19 protein-coding genes and 1 pseudogene are annotated in these 20,218 nt (G+C 73.3%); 10 read left to right on the top strand and 10 right to left on the bottom strand.

Annotation, left to right across the window (positions count from 1 at the left end):
• Nucleotides 1-96: 96 nt before the first annotated feature.
• From C1701_RS18790 to C1701_RS18835, 10 genes and pseudogenes are all read right to left on the bottom strand, one after another.
• On the bottom strand, nt 97-876 hold the full coding sequence (locus C1701_RS18790; protein ID WP_103056355.1) for an enoyl-CoA hydratase-related protein: 780 nt from the start codon (nt 874-876) through the stop codon (nt 97-99).
• A 126-nt stretch (nt 877-1,002) separates the two neighbouring features.
• Nucleotides 1,003-1,734: a sirohydrochlorin chelatase gene (locus C1701_RS18795; RefSeq protein WP_103056356.1), complete on the bottom strand. Its 732-nt coding sequence runs from the start codon at nt 1,732-1,734 to the stop codon at nt 1,003-1,005.
• A 46-nt stretch (nt 1,735-1,780) separates the two neighbouring features.
• Entirely contained in the window at nt 1,781-2,671 is an 891-nt protein-coding gene (locus tag C1701_RS18800) for an ABC transporter permease (protein WP_103056357.1), read from the bottom strand.
• A pseudogene (locus C1701_RS18805) lies at nt 2,658-3,326 on the bottom strand (ABC transporter ATP-binding protein); the annotation flags it as partial. The pseudogene C1701_RS18805 and the gene C1701_RS18800, both read right to left, overlap by 14 nt.
• Nucleotides 3,327-3,609: 283 nt before the next feature.
• Nucleotides 3,610-4,698, bottom strand: a complete 1,089-nt coding sequence (locus C1701_RS18810) for an ABC transporter substrate-binding protein (RefSeq protein ID WP_030105339.1) — start codon at nt 4,696-4,698, stop codon at nt 3,610-3,612.
• Between the two features lie 29 nt (nt 4,699-4,727).
• Nucleotides 4,728-6,080, bottom strand: a complete 1,353-nt coding sequence (locus C1701_RS18815; RefSeq protein ID WP_103056358.1) for a sulfate adenylyltransferase subunit 1 — start codon at nt 6,078-6,080, stop codon at nt 4,728-4,730.
• Complete coding sequence (gene cysD, locus C1701_RS18820; protein ID WP_103057100.1) at nt 6,080-7,009, bottom strand: sulfate adenylyltransferase subunit CysD; 930 nt, start codon at nt 7,007-7,009, stop codon at nt 6,080-6,082. Before cysD ends, C1701_RS18815 begins: the two co-directional genes overlap by 1 nt.
• A gap of 148 nt (nt 7,010-7,157) precedes the next feature.
• Nucleotides 7,158-7,904, bottom strand: coding sequence for a phosphoadenylyl-sulfate reductase (locus C1701_RS18825; protein ID WP_103056359.1), 747 nt, complete (start codon nt 7,902-7,904; stop codon nt 7,158-7,160).
• A complete protein-coding gene (locus tag C1701_RS18830; protein WP_103056360.1) occupies nt 7,901-8,056 on the bottom strand; it encodes an Insertion element protein in 156 nt (51 codons plus the stop codon). Before C1701_RS18830 ends, C1701_RS18825 begins: the two co-directional genes overlap by 4 nt.
• Nucleotides 8,053-9,741 carry a nitrite/sulfite reductase gene (locus tag C1701_RS18835; RefSeq protein WP_026419824.1) on the bottom strand — a complete coding sequence of 563 codons (1,689 nt, stop codon included), beginning with the start codon at nt 9,739-9,741 and terminating at the stop codon, nt 8,053-8,055. The genes C1701_RS18830 and C1701_RS18835 overlap by 4 nt, the downstream gene beginning before the upstream one ends.
• A gap of 442 nt (nt 9,742-10,183) precedes the next feature.
• Between C1701_RS18835 and hemW the strand changes: the two genes are divergently transcribed.
• From hemW to era, 10 genes are all read left to right on the top strand, one after another.
• Complete coding sequence (gene hemW / locus C1701_RS18840; RefSeq protein WP_103056361.1) at nt 10,184-11,410, top strand: radical SAM family heme chaperone HemW; 1,227 nt, start codon at nt 10,184-10,186, stop codon at nt 11,408-11,410.
• A 170-nt stretch (nt 11,411-11,580) separates the two neighbouring features.
• Nucleotides 11,581-12,606 carry a heat-inducible transcriptional repressor HrcA gene (hrcA, locus tag C1701_RS18845; RefSeq protein WP_026419826.1) on the top strand — a complete coding sequence of 342 codons (1,026 nt, stop codon included), beginning with the start codon at nt 11,581-11,583 and terminating at the stop codon, nt 12,604-12,606.
• A gap of 205 nt (nt 12,607-12,811) precedes the next feature.
• Entirely contained in the window at nt 12,812-13,984 is a 1,173-nt protein-coding gene (gene dnaJ, locus C1701_RS18850) for a molecular chaperone DnaJ (RefSeq protein WP_026419827.1), read from the top strand.
• Nucleotide 13,985: 1 nt separating this feature from the next.
• Nucleotides 13,986-14,741, top strand: a complete 756-nt coding sequence (locus tag C1701_RS18855) for a 16S rRNA (uracil(1498)-N(3))-methyltransferase (RefSeq protein WP_103056362.1) — start codon at nt 13,986-13,988, stop codon at nt 14,739-14,741.
• Nucleotides 14,742-14,780: 39 nt separating this feature from the next.
• Nucleotides 14,781-15,164, top strand: a complete 384-nt coding sequence (locus C1701_RS18860; RefSeq protein ID WP_026419829.1) for a histidine triad nucleotide-binding protein — start codon at nt 14,781-14,783, stop codon at nt 15,162-15,164.
• 159 nt (nt 15,165-15,323) lie between these two features.
• Nucleotides 15,324-16,472, top strand: a complete 1,149-nt coding sequence (locus C1701_RS18865) for a PhoH family protein (protein WP_081715600.1) — start codon at nt 15,324-15,326, stop codon at nt 16,470-16,472.
• Nucleotides 16,473-16,477: 5 nt separating this feature from the next.
• Nucleotides 16,478-17,056, top strand: a complete 579-nt coding sequence (ybeY, locus tag C1701_RS18870) for an rRNA maturation RNase YbeY (protein WP_026419831.1) — start codon at nt 16,478-16,480, stop codon at nt 17,054-17,056.
• A 15-nt stretch (nt 17,057-17,071) separates the two neighbouring features.
• Entirely contained in the window at nt 17,072-18,475 is a 1,404-nt protein-coding gene (locus tag C1701_RS18875) for a hemolysin family protein (RefSeq protein WP_030105554.1), read from the top strand.
• Nucleotides 18,444-18,833 (top strand): hypothetical protein, encoded by a 390-nt coding sequence (locus C1701_RS18880; protein WP_051314198.1) that lies wholly within the window; start codon nt 18,444-18,446, stop codon nt 18,831-18,833. The genes C1701_RS18875 and C1701_RS18880 overlap by 32 nt, the downstream gene beginning before the upstream one ends.
• Before the next feature lie 471 nt (nt 18,834-19,304).
• Entirely contained in the window at nt 19,305-20,213 is a 909-nt protein-coding gene (era, locus tag C1701_RS18885) for a GTPase Era (protein WP_026419834.1), read from the top strand.
• The last annotated feature ends 5 nt before the right edge of the window (nt 20,214-20,218 follow it).

Raw genomic sequence — 20,218 nt, forward strand, 5'->3', positions numbered from 1 at the left:
ATCCTGCTCGTCCTCGTCGCCTGGGCCTGGCAGCAGTGGGCATGACCGGGGCCGCCGGAACCGACTGGTGCCGCCGCGCGGCCCCACCGGGGTGGGTCACCGGGTGGGGGTGGGCACCCAGGCCGGGGGGCGCTTCTCGGCGAAGGCCCGCATCCCCTCCTGCCCTTCCGGGCCGGCGAAGTGCCCGGCGGACAGGGTGAGCAGGGCGGGGTAGTCGGCCGGGACCTGCCTGGCGGTGGTCTCCCGCAACAGGGCCTTGGTCGCCGTCAACGCCCCCGGCGCCCCCCGCCCGAGCATGTCCAGGTAGCGGGCCACCTCGTCGTCGAGGTCGGCCTCCGGTACGGCGGAGTTGACCAGCCCCAGCGCCGCGGCCCGGTCGGCGCCGAAGGTCTCCCCGGTCAGGAGGAGTTCCGACACGGCGGTGGCGGCCATTCGACGCAGCAGCGGCACGGAGATGACCGCCGGCACCAGCCCCAGTCGGACCTCGGTGAACGCGAAGGTGGCGGTCGAGGCGGCCACGACGATGTCGGCGGAGGCGAGGAGGCCGACGCCGCCGGCCCTGGCCGGTCCCGCGGCCCGGACGACCACGGGTTTCGGGCAGGAAGCCACCAGCTCCATCAGTTCCGGCAGTTCGCGCACGCCCTGCTGGTCGGCGGTACCGCCCCGGGACTCCTTCAGATCCATTCCCGAGCAGAACACCGGGCCGGTGTGGCTGAGCAGCACCACGCGTACCGCCTCGTCCTCCCGGACGGTGAGCAGCAGGTCCCTGAGCTCGCCCCGGAGCCGGGTCGAGAGCGCGTTCCGGTTGTGCGGTGAGTCGAGGGTGAGGACCGCCACCCCGTCCCGCAGCGAGTAGTCGATCAGTCGGTCGGCCATACCGCACGGTAGCCCGGGTGTGACCTCCGGCACGAGTGCCCGAGGGCGGTCGGGCACGAGGCCCGCGCGACCGAGGAGCACCCCACCGCGCTGCCCGGGGCGGTCGAGGACCGTTCCCAGCCCCGGTCAGGCGTAGCGGCGGCGCGGGGGCGCGCACTCGGCGGCGTGGAAGCGGCGCAGCACCAGTTGGGCCAGTTCGATGTCCGCGCCGATCGGGGCGGCGATCGTGGCGTCCGGGGCGAGGTCGCGGACCCGGTCGACGACCCTGGTCAGCAGCAGCCCCGGGGCCAGGAACCAGGGGGCGACCGCGATGCGGCGCGCACCGGCGGCCCGCAGGCGTTCCACCGCCACGTCGACCGCCGGGTCGGCCGCCGCCGCGAAGGCGGGTTCCACCCCGGCCCACCCGCCCGAGGCGGCCCACCGGCTGGCGATGCCGCGGACCAGGGCGTTCGCGGGTTCGTGGGCGGAACCGGCCGCGGCGAGCACGACCCCGGTGTCCGGCTCGCGCGGACCCACCTCGGCTTCGGCCAGCCGGCGCAGCACCGACGACTCCAACACGGGATCGGGTCCGAGGACCTCGGCGACGCGGACGTCGACCTCCGGCCTGCCCCGGCGGACGGCTTCGATCGAGCCGGGCACGTCCACACCGGCGTGGTAGGCGTGGGACAGCAGCAGCGGCACCACGGTGACCGGCCCGTCCACCCGGGACAGCACCTCCCCGAAGCGGGGCGCGGACAGCTCCAGGAAGGACAGCCGCACCTCCAGGTCCGGGCGCAACGTCCTGACGACGTCCATCAACGTGGAGATCGTCGCGGCCGAGCGGGGGTCACGACTGCCGTGAGCGACAGCGAGCAACATCGGGCACCACCTCAGCATGTCCTCGTGTCGGAACCGGCCCGCCGGTTCACACCGCCCCGGCCAGGCCGCGGCCGCGCAGTACCCGCCGCTCCACAGGTCGGAAGACGAGCAGTTCAATGCTGATTCCGACGAGGAGGATGAGCAAGATGGCTGCGATCACACCGGACATGCTGTTCATGGCCCTCGCCTGTTCCAGGGTCTGCCCCAGGCCCACCCCGAGCTGGGGCGAGTTCGCGATCAGTTCGGCCGCCATCAGCGAACGCCAGGAGAACGCCCAACCCTGCTTGCAACCGGCCAGGTAACCGGGCAGCGCGGCGGGCAGCGACACCAGGCGGGCGCTCGTGAGGGGCCCGGCGCCCACCGCCTTCCCCACCCTGGTCAACAGGGGAGGGACCTGGTCCAGCCCGGACATGAGCCCGTTCATGATCGAGGGCACCGACCCCAACAGCACCACGGCGTAGATGGTCGCCGGGGTCAGCCCGAACCACAGGATCGCGGCGGGGACCCAGGCCACCGACGGGAGGCTCTGAAGCCCCGTGATGAGGGGGCCGACGGCGTTGCGCAGGAGGGGAACCCTCGCCACCAGCAGCCCCAGCGGCGTGGCGATGATCACCGCGGTGAGGAACCCGAGGACCGCGCGGTGGACCGAGACCCACAGCACCCCCCAGATCTCCCCGTCGCCCACCAGGCCACCCACGTGCTCACCGACCGCGGCCGGAGCGGGGAGCTTGAACTCCGGCCAGATCGCCGCGGCCCACAGGGCCTGCCACACCGCCAACACGGCGAGGACGGCCACGACCGGCGGTACCGCCCTGGTGAGCAGCCGCCGCCACCAGGGCGTCCCGCGCTCCACCGGGGTGTCCAGCGCGTCGAGGCCGGCTGCCACGTCGGCCAGGCCGTCGGCCTCGGCGCGGGAGCCGGTCTCAGTGCCTGCCATGACTGGAGATCACCTCCCGAAGGGCCGTCGTGATCTCCTCGGTGACCTCGGCCTCGGCCACCCCGGTCGGGCCGAGCGCGGCACCGCCGTCACCGCCGGAGGAGCGGAGCGTCCACTCGCGCACCACCCGCCCCGGTCGGGAGGACAGCAGGACCACCCTTTCGGCCAGGCGCACCGCCTCCCGCACGTCGTGGGTCACGAAGACCACCGCCGCCCCCGTCGCCCGCCACACCCGCAGCAGCTCGGCCTGGAGGATGTCCCGGGTGATGGCGTCCAACGCCCCGAACGGCTCGTCCATCAGCAGCAGCGGAAGACCGGTCGCGCCGGTCCTGGTGCAGGCCAGTGCCCTGGCCAACGCCACCCGTTGCCGCATGCCACCCGAGAGCTGGTGCGGACGCCGGGACCCCTGGCCGCCGAGGCGGACCAGGTCGAGCAGTTCCTCGGCGACGGCGCGCCGTGCGGCGCGACCGAGACCGGCCACCCGGAGCGGCAGCTCGACGTTGCGCCTGGCGCTCAACCACGGCATCAGGCCCGGCTCCTGGAACATGACGGCCGGGCGTCCCGTGGACACGTCCACCGACCCCGCCGTGGGCTCGTCCAGTCCGGCCACGAGGTTCAGCAGCGTGCTCTTCCCGCAGCCCGAGGCACCGAGGAGGCAGACGAACTCGCCCGCCCGCACCGCCAGGTCGACGCCGTCGAGCGCGACGACGGAGCGCGGCCCCGCTCCGAACGACCGGCCGACGCCGCGCAGGCGGACCGCGACCTCCCGTTCCGGGCTGTCGGCGCGCTGGGGGGAGGTCGTGGTGTCGGTGACGGCGGTCATGGTGTCTGCCCTCCTGCGCGGCCCCCGGTGCGCACCGGGGAGGCGTCGTCTGTCACGGGTCGCGAGCGGGTACCGGTGCCTGGACCCGGTCCCCGCCGGGTGGCGGCGCGGGTGGTCATCCCTCACCCAGCCCGGCGTCGTCCACCGGGGGCCGGCCGGCCTCGGCGAGCACGTTGTTCAGCGGTCCGACGTCGACCAGGCCGTGGAGGTCCGGGACGGCCGGGCTGAGCCCGGCGGTGACCGCGTCCTCGGCCAGGCGGGGGAACGTCGCGGCCAGCGGGTCGAGGTCCAGGTCGATGTTCTCGAAGGCCCGGTCGAGCACGGCCTGGTCCAGCGGGGCCCCGGCCAGGCGGTCCAGTTCGGCGTTGACCACGGCCTTGGCGCGCCCGAGGTCCTCCTCAACCCAGTCGGTGCTCCGCAGCAGCCCCCGCACCAGGGCCTCGACGGTCTCCGGGTGCTCCCGCAGGTACTGGGTGCGGACGATGAGCACGGTGGTGGGGAAGGCACCCCCGTCCCACAGGTCCCGTTCGTCGACGAGGACCTCGGCGTCCGCCTCCACGACCAGGCGTGAGGCCCACGGCTCGGGGAGCCAGCCCCCGGCCACCGCTCCCTCCCGGAACAGGTTCAGCGTGTCCGGGTTCCTGATGTTCTGCACGGTCACCTGGTCCGGGCCGTCCCCGCTGGGCAGGTCGAGGTCCACCAACCACTTCTTCGCGGCCACGTCCTGGGTGTTGGCCAGCTGGGGGGTGGCCACCGACTCGCCGAGCAGGTCCTCCGGGCCGTCGATGTCCGCCCGCACCACCAGCTGCGCCCCACCGGAGGTGGCTCCGGCGACCAGCCGGGTGTGGGCGCCGCCGGACTCCTGGAACGCGGTGAGGGCGGGGTTGGAACCGATGAAGGTGGCGTCGAGCGAGTCGCCGAGCAACGCGCCGACCGCGTCCGGGCCGGCGTTGAAGGTCTGGGGGACCAGCTCGGTGTCGCCGAGTTCCTCCGCGAAGAAGCCCTCGCTCACCCCGGCCACCGCCGCCGCGTGGGTCACGTTGGGGAAGTAGCCGAGGCGCAGCTCGGCGGCGGCCCCCAGGTCCGCCGGGCCGTCCGCCTCGTCCACCCGGTCGGCGCGGCTGCACGCGGTCGCGGCCAGGAGCAGCGCGGCGCCGACCGCGACGGCGCGGGCGGACCCTCTCCGCACGGGGGTGGTGGTCATGCTCGTTCCCGTTCCTCTCGGTGTCGCGGTCACGCGTCGTGGCCGAGTGGGCCCGGGGACGACGACCCGGCGGGACCGTCGCCGTCGGGGATCACCGGCAGGGGACGGCCGACGAGACCGGCGGCGGCGGTCGTGCCGTCGGCGGGGTCGATCAGCAGGAACGCGCCGGTCCGGTGGGAGTCGGCGTAGTCGTCGACGGGCAGCGCCTGGGCGCACCTGATCCGCACCCGCCCGATGTCGTTCAGCTCCAGCAGGTCCGGGGCCGGTGACGACCCCAACCGCTGTTCGTCGAAGCGGGCGGCGAGTTCGGTGACGATCGCCGGCACGGTGCGGGTGCCGTGCTTGACCAGGAGCCGGGTCCCGGGGCGCAGCGGGCGGTCGGCCAACCAGCACAGCACGGCGTCGAGTTCCTCCCTGGGAGTGGGGGCCGACGTCGCGCCCGCGATCAGGTCGCCCCGCCCGATGTCGAGGTCGTCGCCCAGCACGAGGGTCACCGACTGGCCCGGCACCGCGTGCGGGAGCGGGCCGTCCGCCGTGTCGATGCGCGCCACCGTGCTGGTCAGGCCGGCGGGTGAGACGGTGACGCGGTCACCGGGCCGGACCGTCCCGGAGGCCACCTGCCCGGCGTAGCCCCGGTAGTCGGGGTGCTCCGGGGTGCGCGGGCGGATCACGTACTGCACGGGGAACCGGAAGGGCGCGTCGCGGTGGTCGGTCGCCACCGGGGTGGTCTCCAACAGCTCCAGCAAGGTCGGTCCCGCGTACCAGGGAGTCGCCGTCGACGGGCGTGCCACGTTGTCGCCGACCAACGCCGACACCGGCACCGACCGCACGCGCCCGGCCGGGTAGCCCAGCGCCGAGGCGTGGGTGGCGAAGTCCTTGGCGATCGACTCGTAGGTCCCCTGGTCGTAGCCGACGAGGTCGATCTTGTTGACCGCGAGGACGAGGTGGGGGACCCCGAGCAGGGCGGCCACGGCGGCGTGCCGACGTGTCTGCTCCAGCAGCCCGCGCCGCGCGTCGACGAGGAGCACGGCCAGCTGCGCGGTCGACATCCCGGTCACCGTGTTGCGGGTGTACTGCACATGGCCGGGCGTGTCGGCCAGGACGAAGGTGCGGCGGGGCGTGGCGAAGTAGCGGTAGGCGACGTCGATGGTGATGCCCTGCTCCCGTTCCGCGCGGAGGCCGTCGACCAGCAGGGACAGGTCCGGCGTCGCCAGGCCCCGGTCCGCGCTGGCGCGGGTGACGGCGTCCAGCTGGTCGGCGAGGACCGACTTCGTGTCGTGCAGCAGCCGACCCACCAGCGTGGACTTGCCGTCGTCCACGCTGCCGGCGGTGGCCAGGCGGAGCAGGCCGCGGGTGTTCTCGCCGTGTCGCGCACCGACCATCAGAAGTAGCCCTCCCTCTTGCGGTCCTCCATGGCGGCCTCGGAGAGCCGGTCGTCGGCGCGGGTCGCCCCGCGCTCGGTCAACCGGCTGGCCGCGACCTCGTCGATCACCTCGTCCACCGTCGAGGCGGTGGACTCCACCGCCCCCGTGCAGGAACCGTCACCGACGGTGCGGTAGCGGATCGTGGCGCGGCGGACGGCCTCACCGTCCCGAGGCCCACCCCACGGCCCACTGGTCAGCAACATCCCGTCGCGGGCGAACACCTCCCGCTCGTGGGCGAAGTACAGCGAGGGCAGCGGCACGCCCTCCCGCGCGATGTAGGCCCAGACGTCGAGTTCGGTCCAGTTCGACAGCGGGAACACCCGGACGTGCTCCCCGGGCTGGTGGCGACCGTTGTACAGGTTCCACAACTCCGGGCGCTGCCGGCGGGGCTCCCACTGGCCGAAGGAGTCGCGCGGGCTGAAGACCCGCTCCTTGGCCCTGGCCCGCTCCTCGTCCCGGCGGCCCCCGCCGAAGACCGCGTCGAACCGGTGCTCGGCGATGCTGTCCAGCAACGGCACCGTCTGGAGCGGGTTGCGGGTGCCGTCGGGGCGTTCGACCAGTCGGCCGTCGGCCAGCCAGTGCTCGACCTCGGCGACGACCAGCCGCAGGCCGTGCTCGGCGACCAGGCGGTCCCGGAACTCCAGGACCTCGGGGAAGTTGTGCCCGGTGTCGACGTGCAGCAGCGGGAAGGGCACCGGCGCCGGCCAGAACGCCTTGATCGCCAACCAGACGAGCAGCGTGGAGTCCTTCCCACCGGAGAACAGGATCACCGGCCGGTCGAACTCCCCCGCGGCCTCCCGGAGGACGTGGATCGCCTCCGATTCGAGCGCGTCCAGCGTGGACAGCGGGTCGGCCTCGGAACCGACTGGCGGGGCGACGGCGACCATCGGCGGGGACGGGGAGTGCTGGGGTGGGGTGTGCGGCGTGACGTTGCCCATCGGCGCCTCTCTCACGGCGGATCGGTGGCGGTGGTGTGGAGGGGGATGCGGGGCGGGCGCAGGACTGGTCGCCCGCCGGTCACGGGTCGGGGCCGTGTCAGCCGTGCAGCCCGCACTCCGTCTTCCGCAGGCCGGCCCACCGCCCGCTGCGCGGGTCGGAACCGGGCGCGGGACGACTGGTGCACGGTCGACAGCCGATGGAGGGGTAGCCGGCCGCCACCAGCGGGTTGACCAGCACCTGGTGTTCGGCGGCGTAGTCGGCCATGTCCTCGTCGCTCCAGAAGGCGAGGGGGTTCACCTTCACCAGGCCGTGGCGTTCGTCGAAGGTCACCGACGGCGTGTCCGCCCGCGTCGGTGCCTCCACCCTCCGCACCCCGGTCACCCAGGCGCGGTAGCCGGAGAGCGTGCGGCGCAACGGTGCGACCTTCCGCAGCGCGCAGCACCGGTCGGGGTCGCGGGCGAACAGGTCCGGTCCCTCGATCGCGTCCTGCTCGGACACCGTGCGCTCGGGGACCACGTCGACCACCCGCACCGGATAGGTGGTGGCCACCGCGTCACGGGTGCCGATGGTCTCGGCGAAGTGGTAACCGGTGTCGAGGAAGAGGACCGCGACACCGGGCCGAGCCCGGGACGCGAGGTGGACCAACACCGCGTCCTGCATGTTGGAGGCGACGATCCAGTCGTCGCCGAAGGTCCGCGCGGTCCACGCCAGGACGGTGGCGGCGTCCGCTCCGGCCAGCTCGCGGGCGCCGTGCTCGGCCAGCGCGCGCGACTCCGCCCGTCGCGCGTCCGTGTTGTCGGGGGCGGGGCCGGCTCCGTTGGCCCTCGGGCGGGTGGCGCTCATGGGGACACCTCCGGTAAGGCGAGGCCGAGCATGCGCACCGCGAAGACGCGCCGGCACGCGCCGCAGCGCCAGGCCCCGGCGTGGTCGGCTTCCGGGTACAGGTCCTCGTCCGCGCAGTACGGGCAGTAGTGGGGGACGGCTCGGTCGGTCACGTGAGCGCCCCGGCCTCGGCCCGCTGCGCCCACCGCGCGAACCGTTCCCCCGGTTCACGCTGCTCCACGTACCGACGGACCACGCGTTCCACGTAGTCCGGCAGCTCCTCGGCGGTCACCTTCAGCCCCCGCAGCTTCCGGCCGAACCCGGCGTCCAGGCCCAGCCCACCGCCCAGGTGCACCTGGAACCCCTCGACCTGCCGGCCGTCCTCGGCCCGGACGATCTGCCCCTTGAGGCCGATGTCGGCGACCTGGGTGCGGGCGCAGGCGTTCGGGCAGCCGTTGATGTTCACGGTGACCGGGTCACCGAGGTCCGATCCCACGTCGGCGAGGCGCCGTTCCAACTCGGACACCAACTCCGCGGCCCGGCCCTTGGTCTCGACGATCGCGAGCTTGCAGAACTCGATGCCGGTGCACGCCATGACGCCCCGCCGCCACGGCCGGTCGTCCGAGCGCAGCCCGAGGGAGTCCAGATCGGACCGCAGCGCGGCCAGCTGCGCCTCGGGCACGTCGAGCACCAGGAGGTTCTGGTGCACGGTGGTGCGGACCCGGCCGGACCCGGCGCGCTCGGCCGCCTTGGCCAGCGCCACCAGGGTCGACCCGGAGACCCGCCCCGCGACGGTGGTCGCGCCCACGTAGTAGCGGCCGTCGCGTTGCCGGTGCACCCCGACGTGGTCGCGGTCCCGAACGGCCGGCGGGGGAGCGGGACCGTCGGTGAGCCGCCGGCCCAGGTACTCCTCCTCCAGCACCTGCCGGAACCGTTCGGCACCCCAGTCGGCGACGAGGAACTTCAGGCGCGCCCGGTGCCGCAGCCGCCGGTAGCCGTAGTCGCGGAAGATCCGCACGACGCCGTGCCACACGTCCGGGACGTCGTCGAGGGGGACCCACGCCCCCAGTCGCACCGCCAGCCGGGGGTTGGTGGACAGCCCACCGCCGACCCACACGTCGAACCCCGGGCCGTGTTCGGGGTGGTCGACGCCGACGAAGGACACGCAGTTGGTCTCGTGCACCACGTCCTGGCGGGGGGACCCGGACACCGCCGACTTGAACTTGCGGGGCAGGTTGGACAGCTCGGGGTCACCGATGTAGCGGCGGGTGATCTCCTCGATGGCGGGAGTGCCGTCGACGATCTCGTCCTCGGCGATCCCGGCCACCGGGGAGCCCAGCACCACCCGGGGGCAGTCCCCGCACGCCTCGGTGGTCGACAGCCCCACGGCCTCCAGCTCCCGCCAGATGGCCGGTACGTCCTCGATGCGCACCCAGTGGAGCTGGACGTTCTGCCGGTCGGTGATGTCGGCGGTGTCCCGCGCGTAGGTCTGGGACACCTCCCCGATGACGCGGAGCTGTTCCGTCGTCAGCGCTCCGCCGTCGATCCTGACCCGGAGCATGAAGTACTCGTCGTCGAGTTCCTCCGGGGCCAGCACGGCCGTGCGCCCGCCGTCGATCCCGGGGCGGCGCTGGGTGTACAGGCCCCACCAGCGGAACCTGCCGCGCAGGTCCGCCGGGTCGATGCTGGCGAACCCGCCGGCGGCGTACCGGGACTCGATGCGGGAGCGCACGTTCAGCGGGTTGTCGTCCTTCTTGGACCGCTCGTTGGGGTTGAGCGGCTCCCGGTACCCCAGGGCCCACTGCCCTTCACCACGACGACGTGGGGGCGTGCTCGTCGCCTCGGGTGGGGAAACCATGCGTGACCTCCGACGTTCGGACGGTGCGCGCGGGGTGCGGTGGCCGACGCCCGGGAGACGGGCGGAGGGAGGACCAGCCGACGCACCCGGCGCCTGCTGGTGGAAGAGGAGAGCGGCGCGGGTCTAGCGGCCGGGACGGCACAGTGCGCTGGCGACGCGCTTGTAGTCGACGTGACGTCGAGCTACCAGTCGCATACGCAGTGCGGTCATGGCTTCGAGCCTGCCACGGGCGTGAACCCCGGTCCACCCCCGACCGCATGGTGGGAAACGGCGGCGGGGACGGTCCTCCCGTGGTCGTGGGGGTGGGATCCGGTCGGCGCCTCGGGGCCACCACCGGGCGGGGCGGCGTGGACCCGGTCACGTGGAGAGCCCGCCCACGACCGCGGGGAGCGGTCCTCCACCGCCCGTCTGGTCGTCGACGGCGCGGTGGAACACTGCGGAGGTGCCCTCGACCCTGCCCGACGGTGAGCCGGTCCCCTCGGACGGTTCCCTGCCCCCGGAAGCGCTGTCCACCTTCGGACGGCGGCCCTTCGGTGTCTACGTCCACGTCCCGTTCTGCGCCACCCGGTGCGGCTACTGCGACTTCAACACCTACACCCCCGGCGAGCTGGGCGGGGCTGCCTCCCCCGACTCCTGGGCGGAGGCGGCGCGCCGGGAACTGGAACTCGCGGCCACCGTCCTCGGCGACGGACGGCCCGTCGACACGGTCTTCGTCGGAGGGGGCACCCCCTCCCTGTTGGGCGCGGACCGCCTGGTCGAGGTGCTGGGCTGGATCCGCGACACCCTCGGGCTCGCCCCGGACGCGGAGGTGACCACCGAGGCGAACCCGGAGTCCACCTCTCCCCGGTTCTTCGAGACCCTCCGCGCCGGCGGGTACACCCGGGTTTCGCTGGGCATGCAGTCCGCCGCCCGGCACGTGCTCGCCGTCCTGGACCGCCAGCATTCGCCGGGGCGGGCCGCCGCCTCGGCGAGGGAAGCCCGGGCGGCGGGGTTCGAGCACGTCAACCTCGACCTCATCTACGGAACGCCCGGCGAGACCGACCAGGACCTGCTGGCGTCGCTGGACACGGTCGTCGAGGCCGGTGTTGACCACGTCTCGGCCTACGCGCTCATCGTCGAGGACGGGACGGCCCTGGCCAGGAGGGTGCGGCGCGGGGACCTGCCCGCCCCGGACGACGACGTGCTCGCCGCCCGCTACGAACTCCTCGACGACACCCTGGGCCGAGCCGGGTTCGGCTGGTACGAGGTGTCCAACTGGGCACTGACCTCAGCCGGACCGGGGGCGCGGTGCCGGCACAACCTCGGCTACTGGACGGGGGGCGACTGGTGGGGAGTCGGCCCGGGCGCCCACAGCCACGTCGGCGGGGTGCGGTGGTGGAACGTCAAGCACCCGGCCCGCTACGCGGGTCTCCTCACCCAGGGACGCACCCCCGCCGCCGGGCGGGAGGTCCTGGCGGAGGCGGACCAGCTGGTGGAGCGGGTGCTGCTGGAGCTGCGGGTCGTCGACGGGCTCCCCGTGGAGGTGCTGGCCGGGTCGGCGCGCGCCGAGGCCGAGGCCGCGGCCTCGGAGGGGCTGCTCGACCCGGAGGCGCTGCGGTCGGGACGGGCGGTGCTGACCAGGAGGGGGCGGCTCCTCGCCGACGGCGTGGTCCGCCGACTGGTCGCCTGATCGCCTGTCACCCGGTACCGGTACCGTCGCCGGGCGTCACGATCGAGCCGCGGCCGAGGAAGGCTGACCTCACGGTCCCCTGACACCACTAAACTTGGATCAGGCGCGCCCCGGCCACCGGGTCGGCGGTGTCGTCTACCCAGGCATCCGGACGAGGTGGGAGGCACCTGATGGCGACCGCGGAGGAACGCCGATTCGAGGTGCTGCGCGCGATCGTCGCCGACTACGTCTCCACCCACGAACCGGTCGGTTCCAAGGCGATCGTCGACCGGCACAACCTCGGCGTCTCCAGCGCGACCGTGCGCAACGACATGGCCGCGTTGGAGGAAGACGGGCTGATCACCCAGCCGCACACCAGCGCTGGCCGGGTCCCGACGGACAAGGGCTACCGCCTGTTCGTCGACCGGCTCAGCGAGGTGAAGCCGCTGTCGCGGGCGGAGCGGCGGGCCATCCGCAGCTTCCTGGACGGCGCGCTCGACCTCGACGACGTCCTGCGGCGCAGCGTGCGGTTGCTCGCCCAGCTGACCAGGCAGGTCGCCGTCGTGCAGTACCCGACGCTCACGCGGTCGACGGTGCGGCACCTGGAGGTCGTGCCGATCACCTCGGCGCGGCTGATGTTGGTGCTCATCACCGACACCGGTCGGGTCGACCAGCGGATGGTCGACCTCGCCGACGTCATCGGCGAGGACGACGTCGGCAGGTTGCGCACCATCCTGAACTCCGCGATGGTCGGGCAACGCCTGCCCGAGGCGTCCGCGAAGGTCGCCGAGCTGCCCGAGCAGGCCCCCGCCGAACTGCGGGACTCGGTGCTGCGGGTGTGCGGGGTGCTGATCGAGTCGTTGGTGGAGCACCCGGAGGAGCGGCTCGTGCTGGGTGGCACGGCGAACCTCACCCGCAACATCACCGACTTCCCCGGTTCGCTGCGCCAGGTGCTGGAGGCGCTGGAGGAACAGGTCGTCGTGCTCAAGCTCCTCGCCACGGCCCGCGACTCCGGCACCGTGACGGTGCGCATCGGCGGGGAGAACGAGGCGCGGGAGATGCGGGACACCTCGGTGATCTCGGTGGGCTACGGGGTGCACGACATGGTGTTGGGCGGGATGGGGGTGGTCGGCCCCACCCGGATGGATTATGCGGGGACGATGGCGGCGGTCCGCGCGGTCGCCACCTACGTGGGGGAGATACTCGCTGGACGCTGACCACCTCCGGCCGTGGGACAGACCAGGGCCGGACGTGGAACATGGACGGGAACCCCATCGAACGGGCAGTGGCCGACCCGCCCGGTGCGACCCGAGGAGCGGGTGCCACTGCCGGCAACCGAGGTGCGCGCCGTGGGGGCGCGCGAACCGAGCGAGAGCGCGGCAGCCGCGGGTGGCGGCGGCTGCGACAGGAGGACTGGAGAAGGTGGCCAAGGACTACTACGGCTTGCTCGGAGTGAGCCGGGACGCCACGCCGGACCAGCTCAAGCGGGCCTACCGCAAGCTGGCCAGGGAACTGCACCCCGACGTCAACCCGGATGCGGACGCCCAGCAGCGCTTCCGGGAGGTGACCGCCGCCTACGAGGTGCTGTCGGACCCGCAGAAGCGCAAGATCGTCGACCTGGGCGGTGACCCGCTCGCCAACGGCGGCGGTGGTGGCGGTCGGGGAGCGTCCGACCCGTTCGCCGGGTTCGGGCTCGGCGACATCATGGACGCCTTCTTCGGTGGTGGCGGCCCGGGCGGCGGAGGACGCGGCCCCCGCAGCCGGGTGCAGCCCGGCAAGGACGCCCTGCTCCGGCTGGAGCTCACGCTGGAGGAGTGCGCCAGCGGCATCAGCAAGGAGATCGCCGTCGACACGGCGATCGTCTGCGACCTGTGCCACGGGACCGGCTGCCAGAACGACTCCGTACCGGAGATGTGCGACACGTGCGGCGGTCGCGGCGAGGTCCAGTCCGTGCAGCGGTCGTTCCTCGGCCAGGTCGTCACGGCGCGGCCCTGCCCCACCTGCAAGGGGTACGGCGAGGTCATCCCCGACCCCTGCCGCCGCTGCGACGGTGAGGGCCGGGTCCGCGCCCGCCGCGAGATCACCGTGAAGATCCCCGCCGGTGTCGGGGACGGCATGCGGGTGCGCCTGAGCAACCAGGGGGAGGTCGGCGTGGGCGGCGGCCCGGCCGGTGACCTCTACGTCGAGGTCGTCGAGCTACCCCACGAGGTCTTCGTGCGCGAGGGCGCGGAGCTGCACTGCACGTTGTCGATCCCGATGACGGCTGCCGCCCTCGGAACGGTCATCCCGTTGGAGACCCTGCACGGCGCCGAGGAGATCCGCGTCGAACCCGGCACCCAGTCGGGCACCGAGGTGCTGCTCAGCGGGCGTGGCATGCCCAAGCTGCGTCCGAACGGGCGCACCGCCGGCACCGGTGACCTGCACGTCCACCTGGAGGTCGCGGTGCCCACCCGGCTCGACAGCCGGCAGACGGAACTGCTCCGGGAGCTGGCCGCGCTGCGCGGTGAGGAACAGGAGGACCTGGCCGCCGCCCACACCAACGGCAGGAGCGGCGGGCTCTTCTCCCGGCTGCGCGACTCGTTCGGTCACCGCTGAGGTGCGGGACCGGGACCGCCGCACGGCCGGGCTCCCCGTCTTCCTCGTCGACGGGCTGCCCGAGGCCGGCGAGGTGGACCTGACCGGCGAGGAGGGGCGGCACGCGTCGACCGTGCGGCGGCTGCGGGCGGGGGAGGAGCTGCTGCTCGGCGACGGAGCGGGCGGCCGGGCCCGCTGCCGGGTGACCTCGCTCGGCCGGGGTGAACTGCGCGCGGAGATCCTGGAGCACTGGTTCGAACCCGCTCCGGCGCTGCGGGTGACCCTCGCCCAGGCGCTGGTCAAGGGCGACCGGGGCGAGCTGGCGGTCGAACTCGCCACCGAGGCCGGTGTCGACGCGGTCGTGCCGTGGCGGGCCGAGCGGTGCGTGGCGAAGTGGGAGGACGGCCCGCGTGGCGCGAAGGGGCTGACCCGCTGGCGGTCGTCGGCCCGGTCCGCGGCGAAACAGGCCCGGCGGGCCTGGCTGCCGGCGGTCGAGGAGCCGCTGGGCCTGAGCGGGCTCGCCGCTCGGGTGGCCTCCGCCGACCTCGCGCTGGTCCTCCACGAGGTCGCCGACCAGCCCCTGCCAGCCGTGCCCCTCCCCGCCTCCGGGGAGGTGCTGCTGGTCGTCGGCCCGGAGGGCGGGATCACCGACCGCGAGTTGGCCGCGCTCACCGAGGGTGGGGCGGTCCCGGTGCGCATGGGGCGCACCGTGCTCCGCGCCTCCACCGCCGGGGTGGTGGCGCTGGGTGCGCTGGGCGCGCTGACCGGCCGGTGGTGACGTGACCCGGATCTGATCGTGAAGCATTAGCCTGGGGCCATGAGTGAAGCGGAAGCGGACTGCCTGTTCTGCCGTGTCGTCGCCGGTGAGCTGCCGAGCACGATCGTGCGGGAGACCGACACCGTGGTGGCGTTCCGGGACATCAACCCGCAGGCGCCCACCCATGTGCTCGTGATCCCGAGGGCCCACTACGCGGACGCCGCCGAGGTGGGGCGCGAGGAGCCGTCGCTGTTGGTGGACATGCTCAACGTCGCGGCCGGGGTCGCCGAGGAGGAGGGGCTGACCGGCACGGGCTACCGGACGTTGTTCAACACCGGTGCCGACGCGGGGCAGACCGTCTTCCACGCCCACCTGCACCTGCTCGGCGGTGAGCCGCTCGGCGGCCTCGTGGGAGGCGTGCTCAAGGCTCCCTCGGACGCGTGACGAGGGAGCACGTCCCGTCACCCCGTGCGCGGGTAGTCGAATCAACAGTGCGTCCCGGCGCCCGGGCCAGCTAGCATCGTGGCGTGGCCGTTCGGCGCCGGGCGCACCGGACGGGAGTCGAGAGGCGCGCGCAGGCGCAGAAGGCAGGCCCGAGAGCACGTGGCTGGATCCGCAGCGAGAACCGCTCGCAGTGTCGACACGACATCGGGGGGCGGGACCGCCCCGGCCGGAGCGGCGAACACAGCAGGCAACGGGTCGGCGGGCGGGCCAGGGCGGGCACGCTCCAGCATCGTCGTTCCCGACCCCCTCGTCCTGGGGCTGCTGGGCTCCCAGGACGAGAACCTCCGCGCGTTGGAGGGGCTGGTCAGCGCCGATGTCCACGTCCGGGGCAACGAGGTCACCCTCTCGGGGGCCCCTGCCGACGTGGCCTTCGCCGAGCGCCTGTTCAACGAGCTGGTGACGCTCGTGGGCAGGGGAGAACACCTCAAACCGGACGTGGTGCGCCGCACGGTGGGCATGCTCTCCGCCGACAGCGGCGAGTCGCCCGCCGAGGTGCTGAGCCTGGACATCCTCTCCCGCCGCGGCCGCTCGATCCGCCCCAAGACGCTGAACCAGAAGAGGTACGTCGAGGCCATCGACCACCACACGGTGGTCTTCGGGATCGGCCCGGCGGGAACGGGCAAGACCTACCTGGCGATGGCCAAGGCGGTGCAGGCGCTCCAGGCGAAGCAGGTCAACCGCATCATCCTGACCCGCCCGGCCGTGGAGGCCGGGGAACGCCTGGGCTACCTGCCCGGCACCCTCTACGAGAAGATCGACCCGTACCTGCGGCCCCTCTACGACGCGCTGCACGACATGATCGACCCCGACTCGGTGCCCCGGCTGACGCAGGCCGGCACGATCGAGGTCGCTCCGCTGGCGTACATGCGAGGGCGCACCCTGAACGACGCCTTCATCATCCTGGACGAGGCGCAGAACACCACGCTGGAACAGATGAAGATGTTCCTCACCCGCCTCGGCTTCGGATCGAAGATCGTCGTCACCGGTGACGTGACCCAGGTCGACCTGCCCAGCGGGGCGACCAGCGGGCTCCGTATGGTCCGGGACGTCCTCGAGGGCGTGGACGACGTCCACTTCTCCACGTTGACCAGCAAAGACGTGGTCCGACACCGGCTGGTCAGCGACATCGTGGAGGCCTACGACCGTTGGCACGCCCGGCACGACAACAACTCTGACGACCAGGAGGAATCGGACCGGGGTCGTGGCTCGGCCGGGCGGCAGGGCCGCGGCCGGCGCCGGGACCGGTGAACGACATGAGTATCGAGATCGCCAACGAATCCGGCGTGGCCATCGACGAGAAGTCCGTGGTGGCGGCCGCGCGGTACGCCCTCGACCAGATGGGGGTCAGCCCGCTCGCCGAGCTGTCGGTGCTGCTCGTGGAGCTGGACACGATGTCCGACCTGCACGAGCGGTGGATGGACCTGCCGGGGCCGACCGACGTGATGGCCTTCCCGATGGACGAGCTGGACTCCGCGCGGCGACCGGACGCCGGTGGTTCCGGCCCCGCGTTGCTGGGGGACATCGTGCTGTGCCCCGAGTTCGCCCGGGACCAGGCCAAGAAGGCCGGTCACAGCCTGAGCCATGAGCTGCACCTGCTGACCATCCACGGCGTGCTGCACCTCCTCGGGTACGACCACGCGGAACCGGCCGAGGAGCGGGAGATGTTCGCGCTCCAGAACCGGCTGCTCGCCGAGTTCCAACACGAGTTCACCGAGGCCAGGCGGCTCGCCAGGCAGCACAGCGCCGACTCGCGGGTGTTGGGCGCGGTCGGGCTGGATGACGATTCCGCGGCCGAGGCGCCCGACCACCGGTCGGGCGACACCGGCAGCTGAGGCGAGGAGCTGAGCATGTCGAGCCTTCCGGTGTTCCTCCCGGTCGCGATCCTGCTGGTGGCGCTGGCAGGGGTCTTCGCGGCGGCGGACTCGGCGATCAGCACGGTCTCCCGGGCCCGCGTCGAGGAAATGGTCCGGGCCGGGCGCAACGGCGCCTCCCGGCTCGCCGCCGTCGTCGCCGACCGACCCCGGCACATCAACCTGCTCGTCCTGCTGCGCCTGGGGTGCGAGCTCACGGCGACCGTGCTGGTCACGGTCGTGGTCGTGGAGGCGTTCGACCCCGACTGGCTGGCGGTGCTCATCGCCGGGCTGGTGATGCTCGTCGTGTCCTACGCCCTCATCGGGGTGGGACCGAGGACGATCGGCCGGCAGCACCCCTACGGCGTGGGTTGCCTGCTGGCCGGACCGGTGTGGTTGCTCGCCAGGGTGCTCAGCCCCTTGAGCCGGCTGCTCATCCTGGTCGGCAACGCGATCACCCCGGGCCGGGGTTTCCGGGAGGGACCGTTCTCCTCGGAGGTCGAGCTGCGCGAGCTGGTCGACATGGCCGAGCAGCGGGGTGTGGTCGCGGCGGGCGAGAGCCAGATGATCCACTCGATCTTCGACCTCGGGGGGACCGTCGCCCGCGAGGTGATGGTGCCCCGCACCGAGATCGTGTGGATCGAGCAGCACAAGACCGTCCGCCAGGCCCTGGCGTTGTGCCTGCGCACCGGGTACACGCGGGTGCCGGTGATCGGCGAGAGCGTCGACGACATCGTCGGCGTGGTCAACCTGAAGGACCTGGTCCGGCACGCGGTGGAGGCGAGCGGTCCGGCGGCGCTCGACCGCACGTCGGGCACCCACACCCCGGTCTCCGACCTGATGCGGCCGGTCGCGTTGGTGCCCGACTCCAAGCGCCTGGTGGACCTGCTCAAGGAGATGCAGATCTCCCGCAACCACCTGGCCGTGGCGGTGGACGAGTACGGCGGCACCGCGGGCCTGTTGACGATCGAGGACATCCTCGAGGAGATCGTCGGCGAGATCACCGACGAGCACGACGTGGGGGAGCGTCCGCCGGTCGAGATGCTGCCGGACGGCACCGCGAGGGTGAGTGCCCGGCTGCCGTTGGACGACCTGGCGGAGTTGTTCGACCTCGAGCTGGAGGAACACGACGTCGACACCGCCGGCGGATTGTTGGCCCACCGGCTGGGCCGGGTCCCGCTGCCCGGTGCCGAGGCCGACATCGACGGCCTGTGGCTGCGGGCGGAGGGCGGCAAGGACAACCGGGGACGGATTCGGATCACGACGCTGCTGGCGCGGCGGACGGGCCCGGCCCGGCGCCGACCCACCAGCGCGGTGGACACCGAGCCCGCGGAGGCCGAGGCGGCCCAGCGGGCGATCGCTGACAGTCATGACCAGGAAGGGAGCGCCGCCCGTGGCTGAATCGCCGGCCGTCACCACTGAACTGGGTCAGGAGGACAGCAAGATCGTGGTCCTCGCGAGGTCCGTACGCGCCAGGACGGGCGCGGCCGAGGGCGCGGCGGTTCGGGACCTGGACGGCCGGACCTACGCGGCCGCCACCGTCACCCTGCCGTCGCTGCGGCTCACCGCCGTCCAGGCGGCCGTGGCCGCGGCGGTGGCCAGCGGCGCGGAGGGGCTGGAGGCGGTGGCCGTGGTCACCGAGGCCGGTGACGTCGACGAGGCCTCCCGTGCCGTGATCCACGACCTCACCCCTGACGCCCTGCTGATCCGCGCGGACGCCAGCGGGGCAGTGGTGGCCGCCGGGGCCGTCAACGGCTGAGAGCCGCCCCGGCGGTGGGTCCCGCGCCTCGGACGCGTTCCGCTCGCATCGGCGGAGGTGTTCGGCTCCTGAGCCGTCCCGGATCGGATCCCTGGCGCCTGGGCTCGCCCGACCGTCCCGCCCGCCTTTCGGCGGTGCGGGGCGAGGGGATGCCTCCGTGGTGAGCAGCTGGGGCACGCGCGCTCGCCTCGGCGGTCGGCCAGCCCGTGTCGGGGGACGACGCCACGGCGCGGTCGGCGTGCCGCGTGCGTGCCGAGCCCGTTCCGCACCAGCCGCGACAGGACCTCACCGAAGCCGGGGGTGAACCGCGACCCCCCGAGCCTCGCGGCGATGGCGGCCCGCTCCACCTCGGTGCGCACGGCGGCGGGGGTCGCCCTCGCGAGGCCCCGCGCCGGCGGGGCCCGCCCAGGAGGCGCTGGTCACGGGCCGGGGGTGCCCAGAGGTGCGGCACCGTCAGCGACAATGGGGGGCATGACCACCCCGGCTGACGACTTCCGGTCCGGCTTCGCCTGCTTCGTCGGGCGCCCGAACGCGGGCAAGTCCACCCTGACGAACGCGTTGATCGGCACGAAGGTGGCCATCACCTCCAGCAAGCCCCAGACCACGCGGCACGCCATCCGTGGCATCGTGCACCGGCCGGACGCCCAGCTCGTGGTGGTGGACACCCCGGGCCTGCACCGCCCGCGCACCCTGCTCGGGCAGCGGCTCAACGACGTGGTGCGGGAGACCTGGTCGGAGGTCGACGTCGTCGGCTTCTGCGTCCCGGCTGACCAGCGCATCGGTCCCGGTGACAAGTACATCGCCACCGAGCTGCGGTCGATCGCCCGCAAGACGCCCGTGGTCGGCATCGTCACCAAGACCGACCTCGTGCCGCAGCAGCGGGTCGCCGAGCAGCTGCTGGCCCTCCAGGAGCTGATGGACTTCGCCGAACTGGTGCCCGTCTCGGCCGTGGACGGCTACCAGGTGGATGTCGTGGCCGACCTGCTGGTCGGCCGCCTCCCGGTCGGTCCCCCGCTCTACCCGGACGGGGAGCTCACCGACGAGCCGGAGGCCACACTGGTGGCCGAGCTGATCCGGGAGGCCGCGCTGGAGGGGGTGCGGGACGAACTGCCGCACTCCATCGCCGTGACCATCGACGAGATGGCGCCCAGGGAGGGGCGGGACGACCTGGTGGACGTCTACGCGGTGGTCCACGTGGAGCGCTCCAGCCAGAAGTCCATCGTCATCGGGCAACGCGGCCAGCGGCTCCGCGAGGTGGGGGCCACCGCGCGGCAGCACATCCAGAAGCTGCTGGGGACGAAGATCTACCTGGACCTCCACGTGAAGGTGTCCAAGGACTGGCAGCGCGACCCCAAGCAGCTCCGCCGCCTCGGTTTCTGAAGGTG

Origin of the sequence: Actinoalloteichus sp. AHMU CJ021 (genome assembly GCF_002895405.1) — a bacterium.
GTDB lineage: Bacteria > Actinomycetota > Actinomycetes > Mycobacteriales > Pseudonocardiaceae > Actinoalloteichus_B > Actinoalloteichus_B caeruleus.

What these genes read in the sequence shown, in the direction of transcription:
- C1701_RS18880 (WP_051314198.1), top strand. Translation starts at nt 18,444, where the DNA reads ATGACCAGGAAGGGAGCGCCGCCCGTGGCTGAATCGCCGGCCGTCACC.
- C1701_RS18795 (WP_103056356.1), bottom strand. Translation starts at nt 1,734, where the DNA reads ATGTTGCTCGCTGTCGCTCACGGCAGTCGTGACCCCCGCTCGGCCGCG.
- C1701_RS18815 (WP_103056358.1), bottom strand. Translation starts at nt 6,080, where the DNA reads ATGGTCGGTGCGCGACACGGCGAGAACACCCGCGGCCTGCTCCGCCTG.
- C1701_RS18810 (WP_030105339.1), bottom strand. Translation starts at nt 4,698, where the DNA reads ATGACCACCACCCCCGTGCGGAGAGGGTCCGCCCGCGCCGTCGCGGTC.
- hrcA (WP_026419826.1), top strand. Translation starts at nt 11,581, where the DNA reads ATGGCGACCGCGGAGGAACGCCGATTCGAGGTGCTGCGCGCGATCGTC.
- C1701_RS18835 (WP_026419824.1), bottom strand. Translation starts at nt 9,741, where the DNA reads ATGGTTTCCCCACCCGAGGCGACGAGCACGCCCCCACGTCGTCGTGGT.
- ybeY (WP_026419831.1), top strand. Translation starts at nt 16,478, where the DNA reads ATGAGTATCGAGATCGCCAACGAATCCGGCGTGGCCATCGACGAGAAG.
- C1701_RS18800 (WP_103056357.1), bottom strand. Translation starts at nt 2,671, where the DNA reads ATGGCAGGCACTGAGACCGGCTCCCGCGCCGAGGCCGACGGCCTGGCC.
- C1701_RS18860 (WP_026419829.1), top strand. Translation starts at nt 14,781, where the DNA reads ATGAGTGAAGCGGAAGCGGACTGCCTGTTCTGCCGTGTCGTCGCCGGT.
- era (WP_026419834.1), top strand. Translation starts at nt 19,305, where the DNA reads ATGACCACCCCGGCTGACGACTTCCGGTCCGGCTTCGCCTGCTTCGTC.
- C1701_RS18875 (WP_030105554.1), top strand. Translation starts at nt 17,072, where the DNA reads ATGTCGAGCCTTCCGGTGTTCCTCCCGGTCGCGATCCTGCTGGTGGCG.
- C1701_RS18790 (WP_103056355.1), bottom strand. Translation starts at nt 876, where the DNA reads ATGGCCGACCGACTGATCGACTACTCGCTGCGGGACGGGGTGGCGGTC.
- cysD (WP_103057100.1), bottom strand. Translation starts at nt 7,009, where the DNA reads ATGGTCGCCGTCGCCCCGCCAGTCGGTTCCGAGGCCGACCCGCTGTCC.
- C1701_RS18825 (WP_103056359.1), bottom strand. Translation starts at nt 7,904, where the DNA reads ATGAGCGCCACCCGCCCGAGGGCCAACGGAGCCGGCCCCGCCCCCGAC.